Origin of the sequence: Bacteroides sp. PHL 2737 (assembly GCF_004115325.2) — a bacterium.
Classification (GTDB): domain Bacteria; phylum Bacteroidota; class Bacteroidia; order Bacteroidales; family Bacteroidaceae; genus Bacteroides; species Bacteroides hominis.
This window is the reverse complement of sequence record NZ_CP040630.1, coordinates 584,353-601,260: the sequence shown is the minus strand read 5'-3', so window position 1 is coordinate 601,260 and position 16,908 is coordinate 584,353. Positions and strand designations below refer to the sequence as shown.

Below are 16,908 nucleotides of genomic sequence, written 5' to 3'. Positions count from 1 at the left end.
GTATCAAAGACACATTGCGGACTTATACATTCTCGTATAGGTCCGGAAAGGCTGTTTGATACCACTTTTATTATGCGTAAGTTTGTGTATTACAATCAGATATAACGGTCTTGGATACACAATGGTGTTTCAAAAAACGTTCGTTTTTTGAAACACCATTTTTACCCTCTGCACTGGATGCAAGGGGGGGTAGATAAATCGCTGATAATTAAAACAATGTAAAAAGATTTGCATGAATAAAAAAAGAGATTTATCTTTGTTGCATCAGACGAACGTCCTTTGAAACATGATATTACATATAAGGTGTTTATTATCAGAGGAATGATGTTTCCTTTAGTTCAATTTTTGTGCTTGCTTTTTAGGGACTGTTGTCACTGGAGTATTTTAGATTTCCCTTCAAGCGGTGCGCTTGGAATTTTGTTGGAGGAATGATTAAAGTTATAATGAGGCAACTGATTCATTCCGAATCGGTTGCCTCGCACCTTTTGATTTATGCAATATCTTTGAAAATATTAGACTGTGGATTGTCAATAATATCTCTGTTGTTAGTCGTAAGAGTTTCGATAGTGGTGTTTTGCTTGGTGCTATGAAGAGCCGTTTTTGGTACATATTTGGCTTGTTTCTTCATTTCATTCATCGCATCAACCAAAGTTAGATTTCCGGCACTTTTCAGGATTAAGATTTTGCTTTTTTATTTTCAGTAGTGTTATTGATCAGCCAACCTTAAAGTTCTGTTGGTTCTTCTTCAAATTTGGTGGTGAATTCTTTATTTCTTTATTTTCAAGTTGATAATTGTCCTTTTTGCTTGCTTTAATAAGAAAAACCAGACACCGGCTGAATAAGATAACTCAAGTTTCGGAAGTGAATTTGCGCCGTCCGGACCGGTATCTTCATCCTTATACCTTTCTTCAATTAACATTGTTAACGCCTTTTGTAGTTCGTCAGGTTCTTATGCGCAAATAATAAGGCTTTTGCATTTAAAGAACTTGTTATTTACATCCAAAGAACAAGCTTTAACTCTGTGTTAAAACAAAGCTTTTGAGGATAGAAATCTTACTCTTTAAAGATATTGATTTTCAGATGGTTTATTCTAAAATTCGCTTCTTCACCTCATGGATGGACTCTTCGGGGGAAAGCCGGGATACCTGCTTTTTTGTCAACTATAAACGAGGGCTTACACTTCCGAGAACTGAATTAGATTCCATGAGTAAAAGAAAACTTACCACCAAATTTGATGAAGAACCGTTCTGTTTTCATTCTTTTTTGTTTAAAGGTAAATATTATAGTTTGGGCCCTTTGACACAACGAACTGTGTATGCCATTCTCTTTAGTGTGCTATTGACATCGGTCTTACCTTCTCCGGGAGATATATCCAATCTGTAACAATCAGTAGTATTAATTGATTCATCCGTAAAATATTGTCCAAAAGTTCCTGGCCAGTCGTCTGCGGTTGTTCCTGGGGTATAATTACGCCAACCACCTAATGGCAGGAAAATACCGGTTGTAGCATTAAGGAACCATATACCATTCACTCCATTGGAGACTTTCTGTACATTATTGCATCTTCCCAACCTTTCGAACTCATTGCGTGTAGGTAATCGCCAATCACTTCCATAAGTTGTGGGATTCAGTCTGGCACACGGATCGATATTGTTTCCATTATAGTCTTTTTTCCATTGATAATAGTAACCGTATTCTTTGTTGGTTGTCCATACATAGTTATTGCTCGCCCCGGTGCTTTTTAAATTGCCGTCAGCAAATACCAATTTTGATAACTTTTGCTTATCATCATTGGTACATGCTTTTTTCGGATTGCTTAGATTGATGCTACCTGCCGGAACGTTTATTCCGGGGCTTCTCTTAAACTGTATTTTCATTGTATAGCTCATACCCTCTTTCAATTGGACACTTTGGTTTGAGGTAATGTCTATATTATCCGCATTATTGGAAATTATATTTCCTACTGTCAGTTTGTCGAAGTGTACTGTTATTGTCCTGGCACTTGCGAAGGGAACCATTCGTATAGTGGTAGCCAGGTTGGTGTTTGGGTTGAATGAAGCTGTGTTGTTGGTATTAGCAGCCACTGCCGAACTTCCAATCACCCACGAGGTTGAATTACCTCCCTGCTTTACGTATACTCCTGTACACCCGCTTATGGTATTACTTGTGAAGCCTGTAACACTAATGCTTATTGTCAGTTTGCACAGTTTCTGTTTGAATGTTACCGGAAGGTTATAGTTAAGACTGTTTACATTGGCTATGTCTCCTGAATCATAAGTCATAAAGTCATTATTCATGTTTGAAATGTCTATTTTGGTGGTATTATAGGTATATGATGCCGGGATATCGCCCAATGCCGCAGTTGTATTGAATGAGTAGCCGATTACCCGTATCGTTCCTGACCGTGTGAGTAGTTTACCCTGCTTCAGTACAGGCGAGGAAGTACCATTTGAGGTATAGTCTGCGGCTGATTGGAACACGTAATTGCTCCCTGATTTCCGGAAAACGATCAGACGAAAGTAAACACCTGTAGATAGATTGTTTGCACGGGTAGTTAGGGTGGAAAGGGTATCTTCCGTCAGTTCCATGGATGCGATTCTGGGACCACTATATTCCGGGGATTCTTTTGTACGGGTATGGCTTAGAGTTTTTACCCCTGTCCATTCGGCAATCAGAGGAGCATTATGACGGGGGGGCATAGTATTGTCCGGAGAGTAAGCATTGTACTCACCATTTTCAGCGATACTGATGTTAATAGGTATTACAATGCCGGAATCCTTATCTTTTTCCTGAAGAAATGGATACTTCTCTTCTTGGGTGCATCCACTGACCCAGAAGCTGGATGCTGTCATTACCGCGATCCATAAGAGGTGTGCTCGCATAATAAAAAGTTTGTTCATTCTAAATTTGTTTAGTGAATAATCAGATCAAAAATCTCTCGCCCGGCTTATACATGTGTGTATAAGTCGGTAAAGACTGTCTGATACAACTTTTATTATGCGTAAGTTTGTGTATTGCAATCAGATATATGCATTTTAGATACACTCGGTGTTTCAAAAAACGTACGTTTTTTGAAACATGATTTTTGTTCTCTGTACTGAAGACAAAGGAAATAGATAAACAATTGATAATTAAATTGATAGAAAATATTTGCACAAATGAAAAAAGAGGTTTATCTTTGTTGCATCAGACGTACGTCCTTTGAAACATGATGTTACATATAAGGTGTTTATTATCAGAGGAATGATGTTTCCTTTAGTTGAATTTTTGTGCTTGCTTTTTAGGGACTGTTGTCACTGGAGTATTTTAGATTTCCCTTCAAGCGGTGCGCTTGGAATTTTGTTGGAGGAATGATTAAAGTTATAATGAGGCAACTGATTCATTCCGAATCGGTTGCCTCGCACCTTTTGATTTATGCAATATCTTTGAGAATATTAGACTGTGGATTGTCAATAATATCTCTGTTTTTAGTCGTAAGAGTTTCGATAGTGGTGTTTTGCCTGGTGCTATGAAGAGCCGTTTTTTGGTACATATTTGGCTTGTTTCTTCATTTCATTCATCGCATCAACCAGATTTAGATTTCCGGTACTTTTCAGGATTAAGATTTTGCTTTTTTATTTTCAGTAGTGTTATTGATCAGCCAACCTTAAAGTTCTGTTTTCATTCTTTTTTGTTTAAAGGTAAATATTATAGTTTGGGCCCTTTGACACAACGAGTTGTGTATGCCATTCTCTTCGGTGTGCTATTGACATCGGCTTTACCTTCCCCTGGAGATATATCTATTCTATAACAATCATTAGTATTAATTGATTCATCCGTAAAATAGTTACCGTATGTTCCTGGCCATTCGTCTGCTGCCGTTCCTGAACTATTATTACGCCAACCACCTAACGGTAGGAAAATACCGGTTGTAGCATTAAGGAACCATATCCCATTCACTCCATTAGAGACTTTTTTCACATTTGTACATCTCCCTAACCTTTCCATTTCATTGCGTGTAGGTAGCCGCCAATCATTTCCATAAGTTGTGGGATTCAGTCTGGCACACGGATCAATGTTGTTTCCATTATAGTCTTTTTTCCATTGATAATAATAGCCATATTCTCTATTGGTTGCCCACACATAATTGTTGCTTGCACCGGTACTTTTTAAATTGCCGTCAGCAAATACCAATTTTGATAACTTTTGCTTATCGTCATTGGTACATGCTTTTTTCGGATTGCTCAGATTGATGCTACCTGCCGGAACGTTTATTCCGGGGCTTCTCTTAAACTGTATTTTCATTGTATAGCTCATACCCTCTTTCAATTGGACACTTTGGTTTGAGGTAATGTCTATATTATCCGCATTATTGGAAATTATATTTCCTACTGTCAGTTTGTCGAAGTGTACTGTTATTGTCCTGGCACTTGCGAAGGGAACCATTCGTATAGTGGTAGCCAGGTTGGTGTTTGGGTTGAATGAAGCTGTGTTGTTGGTATTAGCAGCCACTGCCGAACTTCCAATCACCCACGAGGTTGAATTACCTCCCTGCTTTACGTATACTCCTGTACACCCGCTTATGGTATTACTTGTGAAGCCTGTAACACTAATGCTTATTGTCAGTTTGCACAGTTTCTGTTTGAATGTTACCGGAAGGTTATAGTTAAGACTGTTTACATTGGCTATGTCTCCTGAATCATAAGTCATAAAGTCATTATTCATGTTTGAAATGTCTATTTTGGTGGTATTATAGGTATATGATGCCGGGATATCGCCCAATGCCGCAGTTGTATTGAATGAGTAGCCGATTACCCGTATCGTTCCTGACCGTGTGAGTAGTTTACCCTGCTTCAGTACAGGCGAGGAAGTACCATTTGAGGTATAGTCTGCGGCTGATTGGAACACGTAATTGCTCCCTGATTTCCGGAAAACGATCAGACGAAAGTAAACACCTGTAGATAGATTGTTTGCACGGGTAGTTAGGGTGGAAAGGGTATCTTCCGTCAGTTCCATGGATGCGATTCTGGGACCACTATATTCCGGGGATTCTTTTGTACGGGTATGGCTTAGAGTTTTTACCCCTGTCCATTCGGCAATCAGAGGAGCATTATGACGGGGGGGCATAGTATTGTCCGGAGAGTAAGCATTGTACTCACCATTTTCAGCGATACTGATGTTAATAGGTATTACAATGCCGGAATCCTTATCTTTTTCCTGAAGAAATGGATACTTCTCTTCTTGGGTGCATCCACTGACCCAGAAGCTGGATGCTGTCATTACCGCGATCCATAAGAGGTGTGCTCGCATAATAAAAAGTTTGTTCATTCTAAATTTGTTTAGTGAATAATCAGATCAAAAATCTCTCGCCCGGCTTATACATGTGTGTATAAGTCGGTAAAGACTGTCTGATACAACTTTTATTATGCGTAAGTTTGTGTATTACAATTAGATATAACGTCTTGGAAAATACAATCGTGTTTCAAAAGACGTTCGTTTTATGGAACACGATTTTTGCTTCCTACACAGAATGTAAGAGAGAGAGATAAAAGATTGATAATTAAAACAATGTGGAAATATTTGCACAGATGAAAAACACACCTTATCTTTGTTCCATAAAACGAACGTCTTTTGAAACACTCTATGATGGGTAATATGTTTGTTATTAATCTATTATAGACTTATTGTTTAGGTTTTCGGGGATTTTTTCTATTGATTTTATTTTTAATAGAAAAGGGACAAAGCCCCCCGACTTTGCCCCTTCCAATCTTTTTTCCCGTAACTAATACGAAGAAAACACCACTAATTAAAATTTATACCTTTGTGTGTCAGAAATTTCTTCCGGTGTCCCACCACAGGCGAGTGCCGCAATTATCGGCTCCACCCAAAGCATTTACCAGTTGAGTATATTGTTCCGGGTTTGTTGTTTTGATACCTACGAAGAAGTTCAGTCGGCGTGGCCCGATGCCGGTGTCTACTGTACCCTCACTCTGATTGACCAAAACAGGGAATAATTTCGGATAACCTGTACGACGTTGTTCTGCCCAAGCTTCTCCTCCTTCCGGATACATGGCCAGCCATTTTTGTGTAATGATACGTCCCAGTTTATCTTCATTGCTGGCAGCATCGTCCCATTTTGGGGTCAGCGTATTGACAGCTTTCACATTATTCTCCGCTTTGAAAGCATCTATGTAGTCTGCAGGTTTCTTCTCGCTTTCCAGGTAAGCTTCTGCTCCTGCAGCACCCCATTGGGTAAATGATGCTTTTACACCTTTTTCATAACAATCCTTGACGGACTCACTACTCCACCCCCTCAGAGCTGCTTCGGCACGCAGGAACCATATTTCGGCAGGAGTCATTAGTATGGCGTCGGTTTGCTGGGTGATAGTGCTTTTGGAATGTCCGTTGTAGTTCTGGTGATTGAAACCCGTTCCCTGGCGGATCCCTTTGTAAGTACCCTTGTAGTTAATAATACTTGTTGCGTCGGAGCCGGCTGCTTTATTAAAGTATTTTTCCAGACGGGGATCTTCATAGCCTACTAACAAGGACTCCATATTGGCGTTCATAAACACCTCGCCCCATCCAATATTGATTTCTCCGAAAGGGTTGGTATAGCCCGACGCTGTCGATACGGCTATCACCTCATCATTTCCTTCCAGCAATCCTTCTTTGTCTGTAAGGGATTTCTGCGCCTCTGCAACAGCCAGTTTAGAGTCCGCCATGGCGATGCGGACAGCCAGGCGCAAACGGAGAGAGTTCGCGAATCGGATCCACTCGCTGAAAGTGCGTTTTCCCTGGGGCATCAGGATATCGAACTTAGCAAAGCTCTCTATCTCCGGATTGGCTTTTTGATATTCACGTATCTTTGCGATACCTTCGTCCAGATCGTTGAAGAAAGCTTTGTAGGCTTCCGGTTGTGTATCGGGAGTAGAACCAGTTTTCGATCCGAATTGGGTGTAAACGATCGGACCATATAAGTCGGACAAACGGTGCATTAGCTCCACCTTCAATATCTTGGTGATGCCATAGAATCCTATATTGTCTTTTTCGTTGATTGTCTCAGATTTCTGGACTTCCGGCATGATGTATCCGTAGGTGTTATCCCATGTGGAACCGTTCCATCCGTCCATCATATAATAAGTGCTGTTGTTCTTCCCCTCGTTGAAGGGTTTGAAGTCATGCACGTATCCCGAGAATAAATCCGCTCCCAGATTTTGCATGGTCTGGAAAGGCCAGTTCTTACCGCTTCCCCAATCGTAATTGAAGTAGATTCCTTGCTGGATAATGCCCAGTGGAATACCATAATAGTTGAAATCCTGTTTCTTGCTATCGTTATCGAATCCCGCTTCGTTGGTATTGAATGATTCGAAAGAATCGGTACAGGCTGAAAATCCGATCAGTCCTCCTAAGAGTATACTTGCTATATATTTGATATTGTTTTTCATGATGAATCTCTTTTAGAATGTGAACTTAATATTGAAACCTAAGCTGCGGGTAGTCGGCATGCCGAATACGTCAATACCCTGATTATCGTTACCTGTTGAAAGAACAGCATCCGGATCGAACGGAGCTTTCTTGGAGATGAAGAACAGGTTGCGTGCTACGAATGACAACTGGACATCTTTGAAAGCACCGCCGGCTTTGGCCAACCAGCTTTGAGGAAGTGAGTAGCCTAATGAAAGTTCGCGGAGGCGGATGTTGGTAGCATCGTACATATAGTATTCCGTACATCCGTCACGTCCGCTGACTGCGGTATAAAACTTTTGCGGTTTCACTTGGGTTCCATCGACATTGACATAACCTGCATCACGGGCTTTTCCACTGTTCAGGCTGACACCTCTTTGGTCAAGTTCGGCCTGAGTCTGTGAAAGTACATCGCCACCGAAACGTCCGTCAATCAGGAAGTAGAGTGAGAGACCTTTGTAAGTGAAAGTATTGCTCCATCCCAACATAAAGTCCGGATTACAGTTTCCTACTTTTTCTGTATTGCCGCCACCGATAACGTTTGGAATCTTATCACCGTCTGCGTCTGCAGTGAACACCACTTTGCCATTCTTGTCACGCTCGAATGCCTTGCCATAAATATCACCGAATGAACCACCTTCTACCAGGCGCATGGAGTAGGAGGAAGAGAAACTTTCGTCACCATAAACAAATGTTTTCAGGTCCGGATGAAGCTTGATAATCTTGTTTTTGTTGGTAGAGAAGTTAAATTGAATCTTCCAACGGAAAGCGTCATTCATCACCGGAGTGGCTCCTAAAGTGATTTCTATACCTTCGTTCTGAATGTTACCGGCATTTACCATGTAGTATTTATACTCGGCACCTGCCGATGAAGGCAATGTAAATAACTGATTCTTGGTGTTGGTACGATAATAGGTGAAGTCAAAATCCAGTCGGTAGTTGAAGAATTTCCATTCGGTACCGATTTCATAGGAAGTACTCATCTCGGGTTTCAGATCATTGAAAGGAGCTTTAGAGTAAGTAACGATGGCACCACCTGCACCGATGATATCATTACTGCCCGGAATCGTGTTGCTGATGAACAACGGGAGATCGTTACCAACTTTGGACCATGAACCTCTGATCTTTCCGAAAGAAATCCATTCGGGGAGTTTCACTGTATTGTTCAGCACCCATGACAGACCTACCGAGGGATAGAAGAAACTGCTATGTTTGGTATAGGCCAATGTAGACGACCAGTCGTTGCGTGCGGTGACATCCAGATACAGGCTTTCTTTCCAACCTAACTGGGCAGTGCCGAACAGAGACTGTAATACTCTTTTTTGATTGATTTGTTCGTCGATATAAGCAGCCTGTGTCATTTTGATATTGGCTACGGTGAAGACGTTGGGGTAGTACAGTGAAGCTGTTTTGGAGTCCAGTCTCAAAGAATTGACATTCGTACTGTTAATGCTGCCGCCGATCGCGCCATTCAATGAGAAGTCATTCCATTTTTTGTTTATCATAGCCATGACATCACCGTAATACAATGTTTCAGTATGGTTCAAGTCAATATAACGTCCGTTTTGTCCTGATAGGGCAGGAGCAGTAGAAGCGTACATACGTTGTTGATACTGATCGTGTGTGTAATCGGCAGTACCACGAGCCTGGATATTCAGCCAGTCAGTGATTTTCACGTTGGCGGTCAGTGAAGCGATGGCGCGTGTACGTTTATCGTTGCTGTTGATGCGGTTGGTGATCCAGTAAGGATTCTGTTCCATATCCTGATAAGAAGTATACCAGTTCTGTACATTCATATTACGTGCCGGGTCAAACACTTCGAAGTTGTTTTTATATTCGGATAAGTCTTCACCTCTCGGGAAACCGTAGAGCCCCACCAGCGGATTCATATAATAACCACCGGAAGTCGGACGATTTTTGATTGTTTGTGTCATCAGGTTGACATTGGCGTCCAGCTTTAGATAGTCGTTAAAGAAATTGGCTGTTTCGCGGAAATTCAGATTGTGCTTCTGCATTTTGTTTTTCTCGACTATACCTTTGGCAGTGGTATTAGCATAAGAGAAGTAAGTTTGCATCTTTTCACTGCCGTTCATAAAGGATACGGAATTGATGGCTGTTACACCATTCTGGAAGAAATTATCTGCATTGTCATAATCTTTTAGAGTTGCCTTTTTCCCCCAACCGTTTTTTGCTTCGGGATCCATGGCATAACTGTTTTGGAATTCGGGCAGGCAGATGGCATGGTCTACAGTCAAGTTAGAAGAGAATGTGATTTTCTGGATACCGGCTTTACCCTTCTTGGTAGTAATCAGGATGACACCATTGGCAGCTTGTGAGCCGTAGAGGGCTGCTGCGGAAGCTCCTTTCAGGATACTCATGCTTTCGATATCATCCGGGTTCAGGTTGGAGATACCGTCACCGCCATCACGGTTACCTGCATCGGCAGTACCACCGATGGCTGTGGAAGCCTGTTCGTTGCTGCTATTCAGCATCGGTACACCGTCAATCACATAAAGGGGCTGGTTGTTTCCGCTGATAGAGCGGCTGCCACGAATAGACACTTTGGCTGAGCCGCCCAGTCCGGATGAACTTTTGGTGATTTGTACACCTGCTGTTTTACCGGCAAGGGCATTAATCATATTCGGATCTTTGGCGCGGGTCAGTTCGTCGCCACCTACTTGTTGGGTTGAGTAGGTCAAGGAGGCTTCTTTTTTCTTGATACCCATGGCGGTTACGACTACCTGTTCCAGTGCCATGGCTTCTTCCTGCATCTTTATGTTGAGATTTTGTTGTCCGTTTACCTGTATGTTTTGTGGATGATAACCGATATAGGTAATCGTAAGAATAGAGTTGCTGGGTACATTAAGGCTGAAGTTGCCTTCCATATTGGTGATGCAACCGTTTGTAGTACCTTTCTCCAATACATTGGCACCGATGATGGGATCGCCATTCTGGTCAGTAACTACTCCTTTTACGGTTACTCTGTCCTGCTGGGCTGTTGAGGCGTTATCGTTGTTTTTGGTCAGAACAATGTTGTGCCCTTCCATTACATATTTAATGTTGGTACCTTTAAATGCCTCGTCGAGAACTTCGGATACGGCTTTGTTGTCAGCCTGTACGTTTACTGTACGTCTGGTATCTACATTCTTTTTGTTATAGACAAACAGATATTCCGTCTGAGATTCAATCTTTGATAGTAATTCGCTTACTTTCAGACTTGAACGTGGTATGCTTATTTTAGCATTTTGAGAGTATCCATTCTCACTGTAAGCTTGGAATGCTACGAAAAAGAGAAGGAATAATGTGATCTTCATGGTTAATAATATTTGTTTTGAAACAAAATTTTTTGGGCATAAATGCCTTGGCAAAGAAATTTTTCTCATATCTTTGTAACGTGTTAAGTTAATAAATTGATTAAGGTCGATTTTTGACTGTTTCGAATCGGAAAGTATGGGGGTACTTTCCGATTCTCTTTTTTGAGAATAATGGACTTTCTTTTCTACTTTTTCATGCGTATCTGGTTTTTAATGGTTCGTACTAATTTAAGGTCTATATTGAGCTCTTTCCTTATTTCTATTCAATGATGATACTGTCTTTTTCTTCATTGATGCGGTATGTGAACTTATGATCCTTCTGAATGACTTTCAGAATATGCTCTATGCCATCCTGCTCTTTAAACTTACCTGTACAACGGTAGTTCAGTATTTTCAGATTTCTTACGCTTATGTTCACATTATAATATTTTTCCAGTTTGTTGAGCAGGCTGTTAAGCGGCGCATCATCAAAACAGTATAATCCTTCTTTCCATCTCAGATAATCGTACGAAGGTAAAGTAGTTTTCTTGTACTTTCCGTTGTATGATCCGAAGAACTCGTCTTTGGTCAGTCGGGTGATCACTTGATCACTTCCTACCGGATAGATGTCGACAATACCTTCAATCAAGGTCGTTTCAAATTCGTTACTGCCTTTGTAGGCGCAGACGTTGAAATGGGTTCCTACCACTTTTACCCGGTTTATTTCCGTGTTGACAAAAAATGGTATCTTTTTGTTTTTGGCTACTTCAAAATAAGCTTCTCCGTCCAGCTCTACGTTTCTTTCCTGGCGTCCGAAGTTGGATGCATAAGTCAAAGTAGACTTTGAGTTCAACCATACTTTTGTTCCATCTGCCAGTGTGATTTGTGCACGTTGTCCTGCTGGAACAGTTATGGTTTGCCGGTGAGCTGATTTTTCATATTGGTAATTCTTAAACAAGAACCCACAACTGACAGCTACGATGAGTACGGCAGCAACACGTGCACTCCACTTCAACATCGGGAGAATCCGGTTTTTTTTGTCTCTCCGGTTTATTTGTTTTTCATCCGTGAACAGAGCGATGTCATATAGCATCCGTTCTTTTTGAAATGCTTTCCGGTTTTCGGGAGATGCATCCACCCAGTTTAGAATTAGTTTTTCTTCTTCTTCGGAGGCAGTTCCTTTAAAATACTTGTATAGTAGTTCCTCTTCCATAAAATGTTTTTAGTTTATATATTGTCGGAGGCCTTATTTCCTCTTTCTGTATATATAACAGGATACTCCCGGACAACCCTAAAGGAAAATGAAGTTTTTTTTAGAAAAGTAGGGAAATAAGATAATCTTTGAGCTCAAGCCGCAATAATTTCAGTGCTTTAGTGATATGGAACTCTACACTCTTGATGGAAATACCGAGTTGTTCGGCTATCTTTTTATTGGGAGCATTGTGATAGCGGCTTAATATAAAGATGTGACGGCTTTGTTCCGGTAGCTGTTCAAGTGTTTTATATACAATGCGTTGTATTTCGGTGTTGAAGATCGATTCGGGTTCACAAGCTTCCAAAGTAGCAATGCGGAGGTCGAGTTCCCGCTGTTTGTGTGTGTTGATGGCTTCTTCGGCCCGCATACGTACCTGTTCGTGCTCAAGGTAGTTAAGAGATTTATTCTTGATGATAGTGAGCAATAATGCGTGGAGATTAGAATCTTTTTCCCATTTTTCACGGTTTTCCCACAGGCTGATCATTGCTTCCATCAGGATGTCTTCAGCTGCGGCTTTATTTCGGGTATATGAGTAAGCAAACGACAGAAACCTCTCCTGGTTTTCTTGGAAGAACCGACTGAATAGGTCCATGGTATGAAGACTGTTGTTGCTTGACATGAATAGATTTTAAAGGTTCGTTGGATTTTGTTATGACAAAGCAACATAAACTTTTTGGAATATCAAAATAAAAGAATGACTTTTATGCTGATTGCCGGTTAAAAAATAACCTGGCTATAAATAATAGCCAGGTTATCAATCTGTCAGTAAGGACAGGAATTATTTATTTTTTTTCCGGACGGGGTAACAAAACTTTTCTTGAAAGTTTGAACTTACCTGTCTTCGGGTCAATGTCGATCAATTTCACTTCGATCTCGTCACCTTCTTTGATGCCGGCTTCTTCTACAGTTTCAAGGCGTTTCCAGTCAATTTCTGAGATATGGAGTAGACCGTCTTTTCCCGGAAGGAATTCAACGAATGCACCATAAGGCATGATTGAGCGTACCTTACCTTTGTATACTTCACCTATTTCGGGAACGGCAACAATACCTTTGATCAGGCGGATTGCATCATCGATTGATTTCTTGTTGGTTCCGGAAATCTCGATGCGGCCCACGTTGTCGATCTCCTCGATAGTGATTGTAGCACCTGTTTCTTCCTGCATACCTTGAATGATTTTTCCACCCGGGCCGATTACAGCACCGATAAATTCTTTAGGAATAGTCATTGTTTCGATACGGGGAGCATGATCTTTCAGTTCGGTACGTGGTTCGGCAATTGTCTCCTGGATTTTACCAAGAATATGCATACGTCCTTCTTTTGCCTGGTTCAAAGCACGTTCCAGAATTTCATAAGACAGACCGTCTACTTTAATGTCCATCTGGGTAGCTGTAATACCGTCTTTGGTACCTGTTACTTTGAAGTCCATATCACCCAGGTGGTCTTCATCACCGAGGATGTCAGACAATACTGCATATTTTTCTTCGCCGGCGTTCTTAATCAATCCCATAGCGATGCCCGATACCGGTTTCTTAATCTTCACACCGGCATCCATCAGGGCCAGAGTTCCGGCGCATACAGTAGCCATGGATGAAGAACCGTTTGATTCAAGGATATCTGAAACAACACGTACTACATATGGGTAATCTTCCGGAATCATTCTCTTCAGTGCTCTGTGTGCCAGATTACCGTGCCCAATTTCACGACGGCCTACGCCACGTTGAGCTTTTGCTTCACCTGTTGAGAAAGGAGGGAAGTTATAGTGCAATAAGAAGCGTTCTTTTCCGTGAGCCAGAACGTCGTCAATGATTTTTTCATCCAGTTTGGTACCCAAAGTGACTGAAGTCAATGACTGAGTCTCACCACGGGTAAAGATGGCTGATCCGTGAGGTCCGGGTAGGTAGCCGACTTCACACCAGATAGGGCGAATTTCAGTAGTCTTACGTCCATCCAAACGTTTTCCTTCATCAAGGATACAACGACGCATGGCCTCTTTTTCTACGTCATGGTAATAACGATCAATCAGTGCACCTTTTTCTTCCAACTCTTCTTCGGAGAACTGAGCTTTGAATTCGTCACGGATAGCGTCGAAAGCATCCTGACGTTCATGTTTGTTTCTGTTTCCGGAAGCTGCGATGGCATACGATTTATCGTAGCAGGCATCGTGAACGGCTTTGCGGAGTTCTTCGTCGTTTTCTTCGTGACAATATTCACGTTTTACGGTTTTACCAACCATTTCAGTCAGTTCCATCTGTGCTTTGCAATGTACTTTGATAGCTTCGTGAGCTACTTTCATTGCTTCCAGCAATTCGGCTTCTGATACTTCGCTCATTTCACCTTCTACCATCATGATGTTTTCATAAGTAGCGGCAACCATGATGTCCATATCAGCTTTTTCAAGCTGGTCGAAAGTCGGGTTGATAACGAACTTGCCATCAATACGCGCAACACGTACTTCCGAAATAGGTCCGTTGAAAGGAATATCTGAAACAGCAAGTGCTGCTGAAGCTGCAAGTCCGGCCAATGCATCGGGCATATCAACACCGTCTGCTGAGAAAAGGATAATGTTTACGTAAACTTCTGCGTGGAAATTATCGGGGAATAAAGGACGGAGAGCACGGTCTACTAAGCGGCAGGTAAGAATCTCATAATCAGATGCTCTTCCTTCTCTTTTTGTAAAGCCACCGGGGAAGCGGCCGAATGCTGCAAATTTTTCTTTGTACTCTACCTGAAGCGGCATGAAATCTGTTCCGGGAACTGCATCTTTAGCGGCACAAACAGTAGCTAACAACATGGTGTTACCCATGCGAAGCATCACAGAGCCATCTGCCTGTTTTGCCAGCTTTCCCGTTTCGAGTGTGATGGTTCTGCCATCTCCCAACTCGATCGTCTTAACAATTGGGTTAATCATAAAAATTGTTTTATCTAATATCTTTCTTTCAAAATTCCCGCAAAGATATACATTTATTGCACTAATCTCGTGAAAATGAGATAAAAAGTTAGTGGGAATTTGATTTTTTTCAATTTTGGAGTGAAGAACATGGCAAAATGCTTTGACTAATCTTGAAAAGAAGTATATTTGCAGCTTGAAAAATAACACGCATATTATGAAAAAAGTAACGTTAGTAGCTCTTGTGGCTCTTGCTTTAAGTTCTTGTAATTCTGACCCTAAATTTAATGTGAAAGGAGATGTTTCGGGAGCAGATGGAAAAATGCTTTATCTGGAAGCTTCCGGACTTGAAGGAATTGTGCCTTTGGATTCTGTAAAATTGAAAGGAGACGGTTCATTCAGTTTTAAACAATTACGCCCTGAATCTCCTGAGTTTTATCGTTTACGGGTGGAAGATAAAGTGATTAATTTCTCGGTTGACTCTACAGAAACTGTCAGCATCAAAGCGCCTTATACAGACTTTTCGACTGCTTATACAGTAGAAGGCTCGGACAATTCTGCGAAAATTAAAGAACTGACTCTAAAACAGATCCGTTTACAGAAGAATGTGGATGCGTTGGTAAAAGCTGCGCAAGCCAATCAATTAGGTAACGATGTGTTTGAAGACAGCCTGGCTGTATTGTTGAAGAATTATAAGGATGATGTGAAAATCAATTATATTTTTGCTGCTCCCAATACAGCTTCTGCTTATTTTGCTTTGTTCCAGAAGCTAAATAATTATATGATTTTTGATCCTTTGAACAATAAAGACGATATTAAATGTTTTGGTGCCGTAGCCACAAGTCTGAACAATACTTATCCGCATGCGGTACGTTCGAAGAATCTCTATAATATAGTTATAAAAGGTATGAAGAATACTCGTACCCCCCAGCAAAAGACAATCGAGATACCGGAAGAAAAGATTGCTGAAACAGGTGTGATTGATATTGCTTTGAGAGATATGAAAGGTAATATCCGTAAACTCACTGATTTGAAGGGTAAAGTCGTTCTTCTTGACTTTACGGTCTACCAAAGTGCAGTTTCGGCTCCACATAACCTGATGCTGCGTGACTTGTATAATAAGTATGCGGGCCAGGGGCTGGAAATTTATCAGGTTTCATTGGACGCTGATGAACATTTCTGGAAAACTTCAGCCGATAATTTGCCTTGGGTATGTGTTCGCGATGAAAATGGAATTTACTCAACGAATGCAGCTTTATATGGCGTAAAGAATCTGCCGGCTCTATTCCTTATCAATCGTAACAATGAACTGAGAGCCCGTGGAGAGACGATAAAAGACTTGGAAGGAACTATCAAGTCTATGCTTTAAGTTGTTATAAATTAGAAGTTTTCGTTTAAATATGTTACATAGCATTACTTTTTGCTTGACGCATATCGTTTAAAAGGTTATCTTTGCGAAGAAATAATTGAAAAGAGGGTTCCAGCATGACTCATGTTGGAATTCTTTTTTGTTTTATATGACCGTTAAAAAATAAAAGGAGGAAAACATCATGGCTTATATGTCAGAAGAAGGTTACAAGAAATTGATGGCGGAACTTAAAGAACTGGAAACAGTGGAACGTCCCAAAATCTCTGCGGCAATAGCTGAGGCACGCGATAAAGGAGACTTATCGGAGAATGCCGAATACGATGCAGCAAAAGAGGCTCAGGGTATGCTTGAGATGAGAATCAACAAACTCAAAGCTGTAATAGCGGATGCTAAGATTATCGATGAATCGAAACTGAAAACAGATTCAGTGCAGATTCTGAATAAAGTAGAACTGAAGAATACCAAGAATGGTATGAAGATGACTTATACCATCGTTTCAGAAAGCGAGGCTAATCTGAAAGAAGGAAAGATTTCTGTTAGCACGCCGATTGCTCAGGGATTACTCGGCAAGAAGGTAGGTGATGTTGCTGAGATCCAGGTTCCACAAGGTAAAATCAGTCTTGAAGTAGTAAACATTTCGTTTTAACAAGAGGGCAGGTC

10 protein-coding genes are annotated in these 16,908 nt (G+C 41.1%); 2 read left to right on the top strand and 8 right to left on the bottom strand.

The window, feature by feature from the left end; genetic code table 11:
* Nucleotides 1–766 precede the first annotated feature (766 nt).
* From DBK98_RS02630 to pnp, 8 genes are all read right to left on the bottom strand, one after another.
* Entirely contained in the window at nt 767–919 is a 153-nt protein-coding gene (locus tag DBK98_RS02630; RefSeq protein ID WP_080714256.1) for a hypothetical protein, read from the bottom strand.
* Between the two features lie 361 nt (nt 920–1,280).
* Nucleotides 1,281–2,900, bottom strand: coding sequence for a DUF1566 domain-containing protein (locus tag DBK98_RS02625; RefSeq protein ID WP_033572520.1), 1,620 nt, complete (start codon nt 2,898–2,900; stop codon nt 1,281–1,283).
* A gap of 787 nt (nt 2,901–3,687) precedes the next feature.
* A complete protein-coding gene (locus tag DBK98_RS02620) occupies nt 3,688–5,307 on the bottom strand; it encodes a hypothetical protein (protein ID WP_033572567.1) in 1,620 nt (539 codons plus the stop codon).
* Nucleotides 5,308–5,807: 500 nt separating this feature from the next.
* A complete protein-coding gene (locus tag DBK98_RS02615; RefSeq protein ID WP_005811586.1) occupies nt 5,808–7,424 on the bottom strand; it encodes a SusD/RagB family nutrient-binding outer membrane lipoprotein in 1,617 nt (538 codons plus the stop codon).
* Between the two features lie 12 nt (nt 7,425–7,436).
* Complete coding sequence (locus DBK98_RS02610; RefSeq protein ID WP_080714569.1) at nt 7,437–10,757, bottom strand: TonB-dependent receptor; 3,321 nt, start codon at nt 10,755–10,757, stop codon at nt 7,437–7,439.
* Nucleotides 10,758–11,016: 259 nt separating this feature from the next.
* Nucleotides 11,017–11,949: a FecR family protein gene (locus tag DBK98_RS02605; RefSeq protein WP_005811580.1), complete on the bottom strand. Its 933-nt coding sequence runs from the start codon at nt 11,947–11,949 to the stop codon at nt 11,017–11,019.
* Nucleotides 11,950–12,049: 100 nt separating this feature from the next.
* The gene (locus DBK98_RS02600; RefSeq protein ID WP_032530804.1) at nt 12,050–12,610 is read right to left on the bottom strand and encodes an RNA polymerase sigma-70 factor; all 561 of its coding nucleotides are present in this window, start codon (nt 12,608–12,610) and stop codon (nt 12,050–12,052) included.
* Nucleotides 12,611–12,773: 163 nt separating this feature from the next.
* A complete protein-coding gene (pnp, locus tag DBK98_RS02595; protein ID WP_005811578.1) occupies nt 12,774–14,900 on the bottom strand; it encodes a polyribonucleotide nucleotidyltransferase in 2,127 nt (708 codons plus the stop codon).
* A 196-nt stretch (nt 14,901–15,096) separates the two neighbouring features.
* Here pnp and DBK98_RS02590 point away from each other — a divergent pair, with 196 nt between their 5' ends.
* Both DBK98_RS02590 and greA read left to right on the top strand, forming a co-directional pair.
* On the top strand, nt 15,097–16,248 hold the full coding sequence (locus tag DBK98_RS02590) for a thioredoxin-like domain-containing protein (protein WP_005782037.1): 1,152 nt from the start codon (nt 15,097–15,099) through the stop codon (nt 16,246–16,248).
* Nucleotides 16,249–16,429: 181 nt separating this feature from the next.
* Complete coding sequence (gene greA / locus DBK98_RS02585) at nt 16,430–16,894, top strand: transcription elongation factor GreA (RefSeq protein ID WP_005782039.1); 465 nt, start codon at nt 16,430–16,432, stop codon at nt 16,892–16,894.
* Nucleotides 16,895–16,908: the final 14 nt, after the last annotated feature.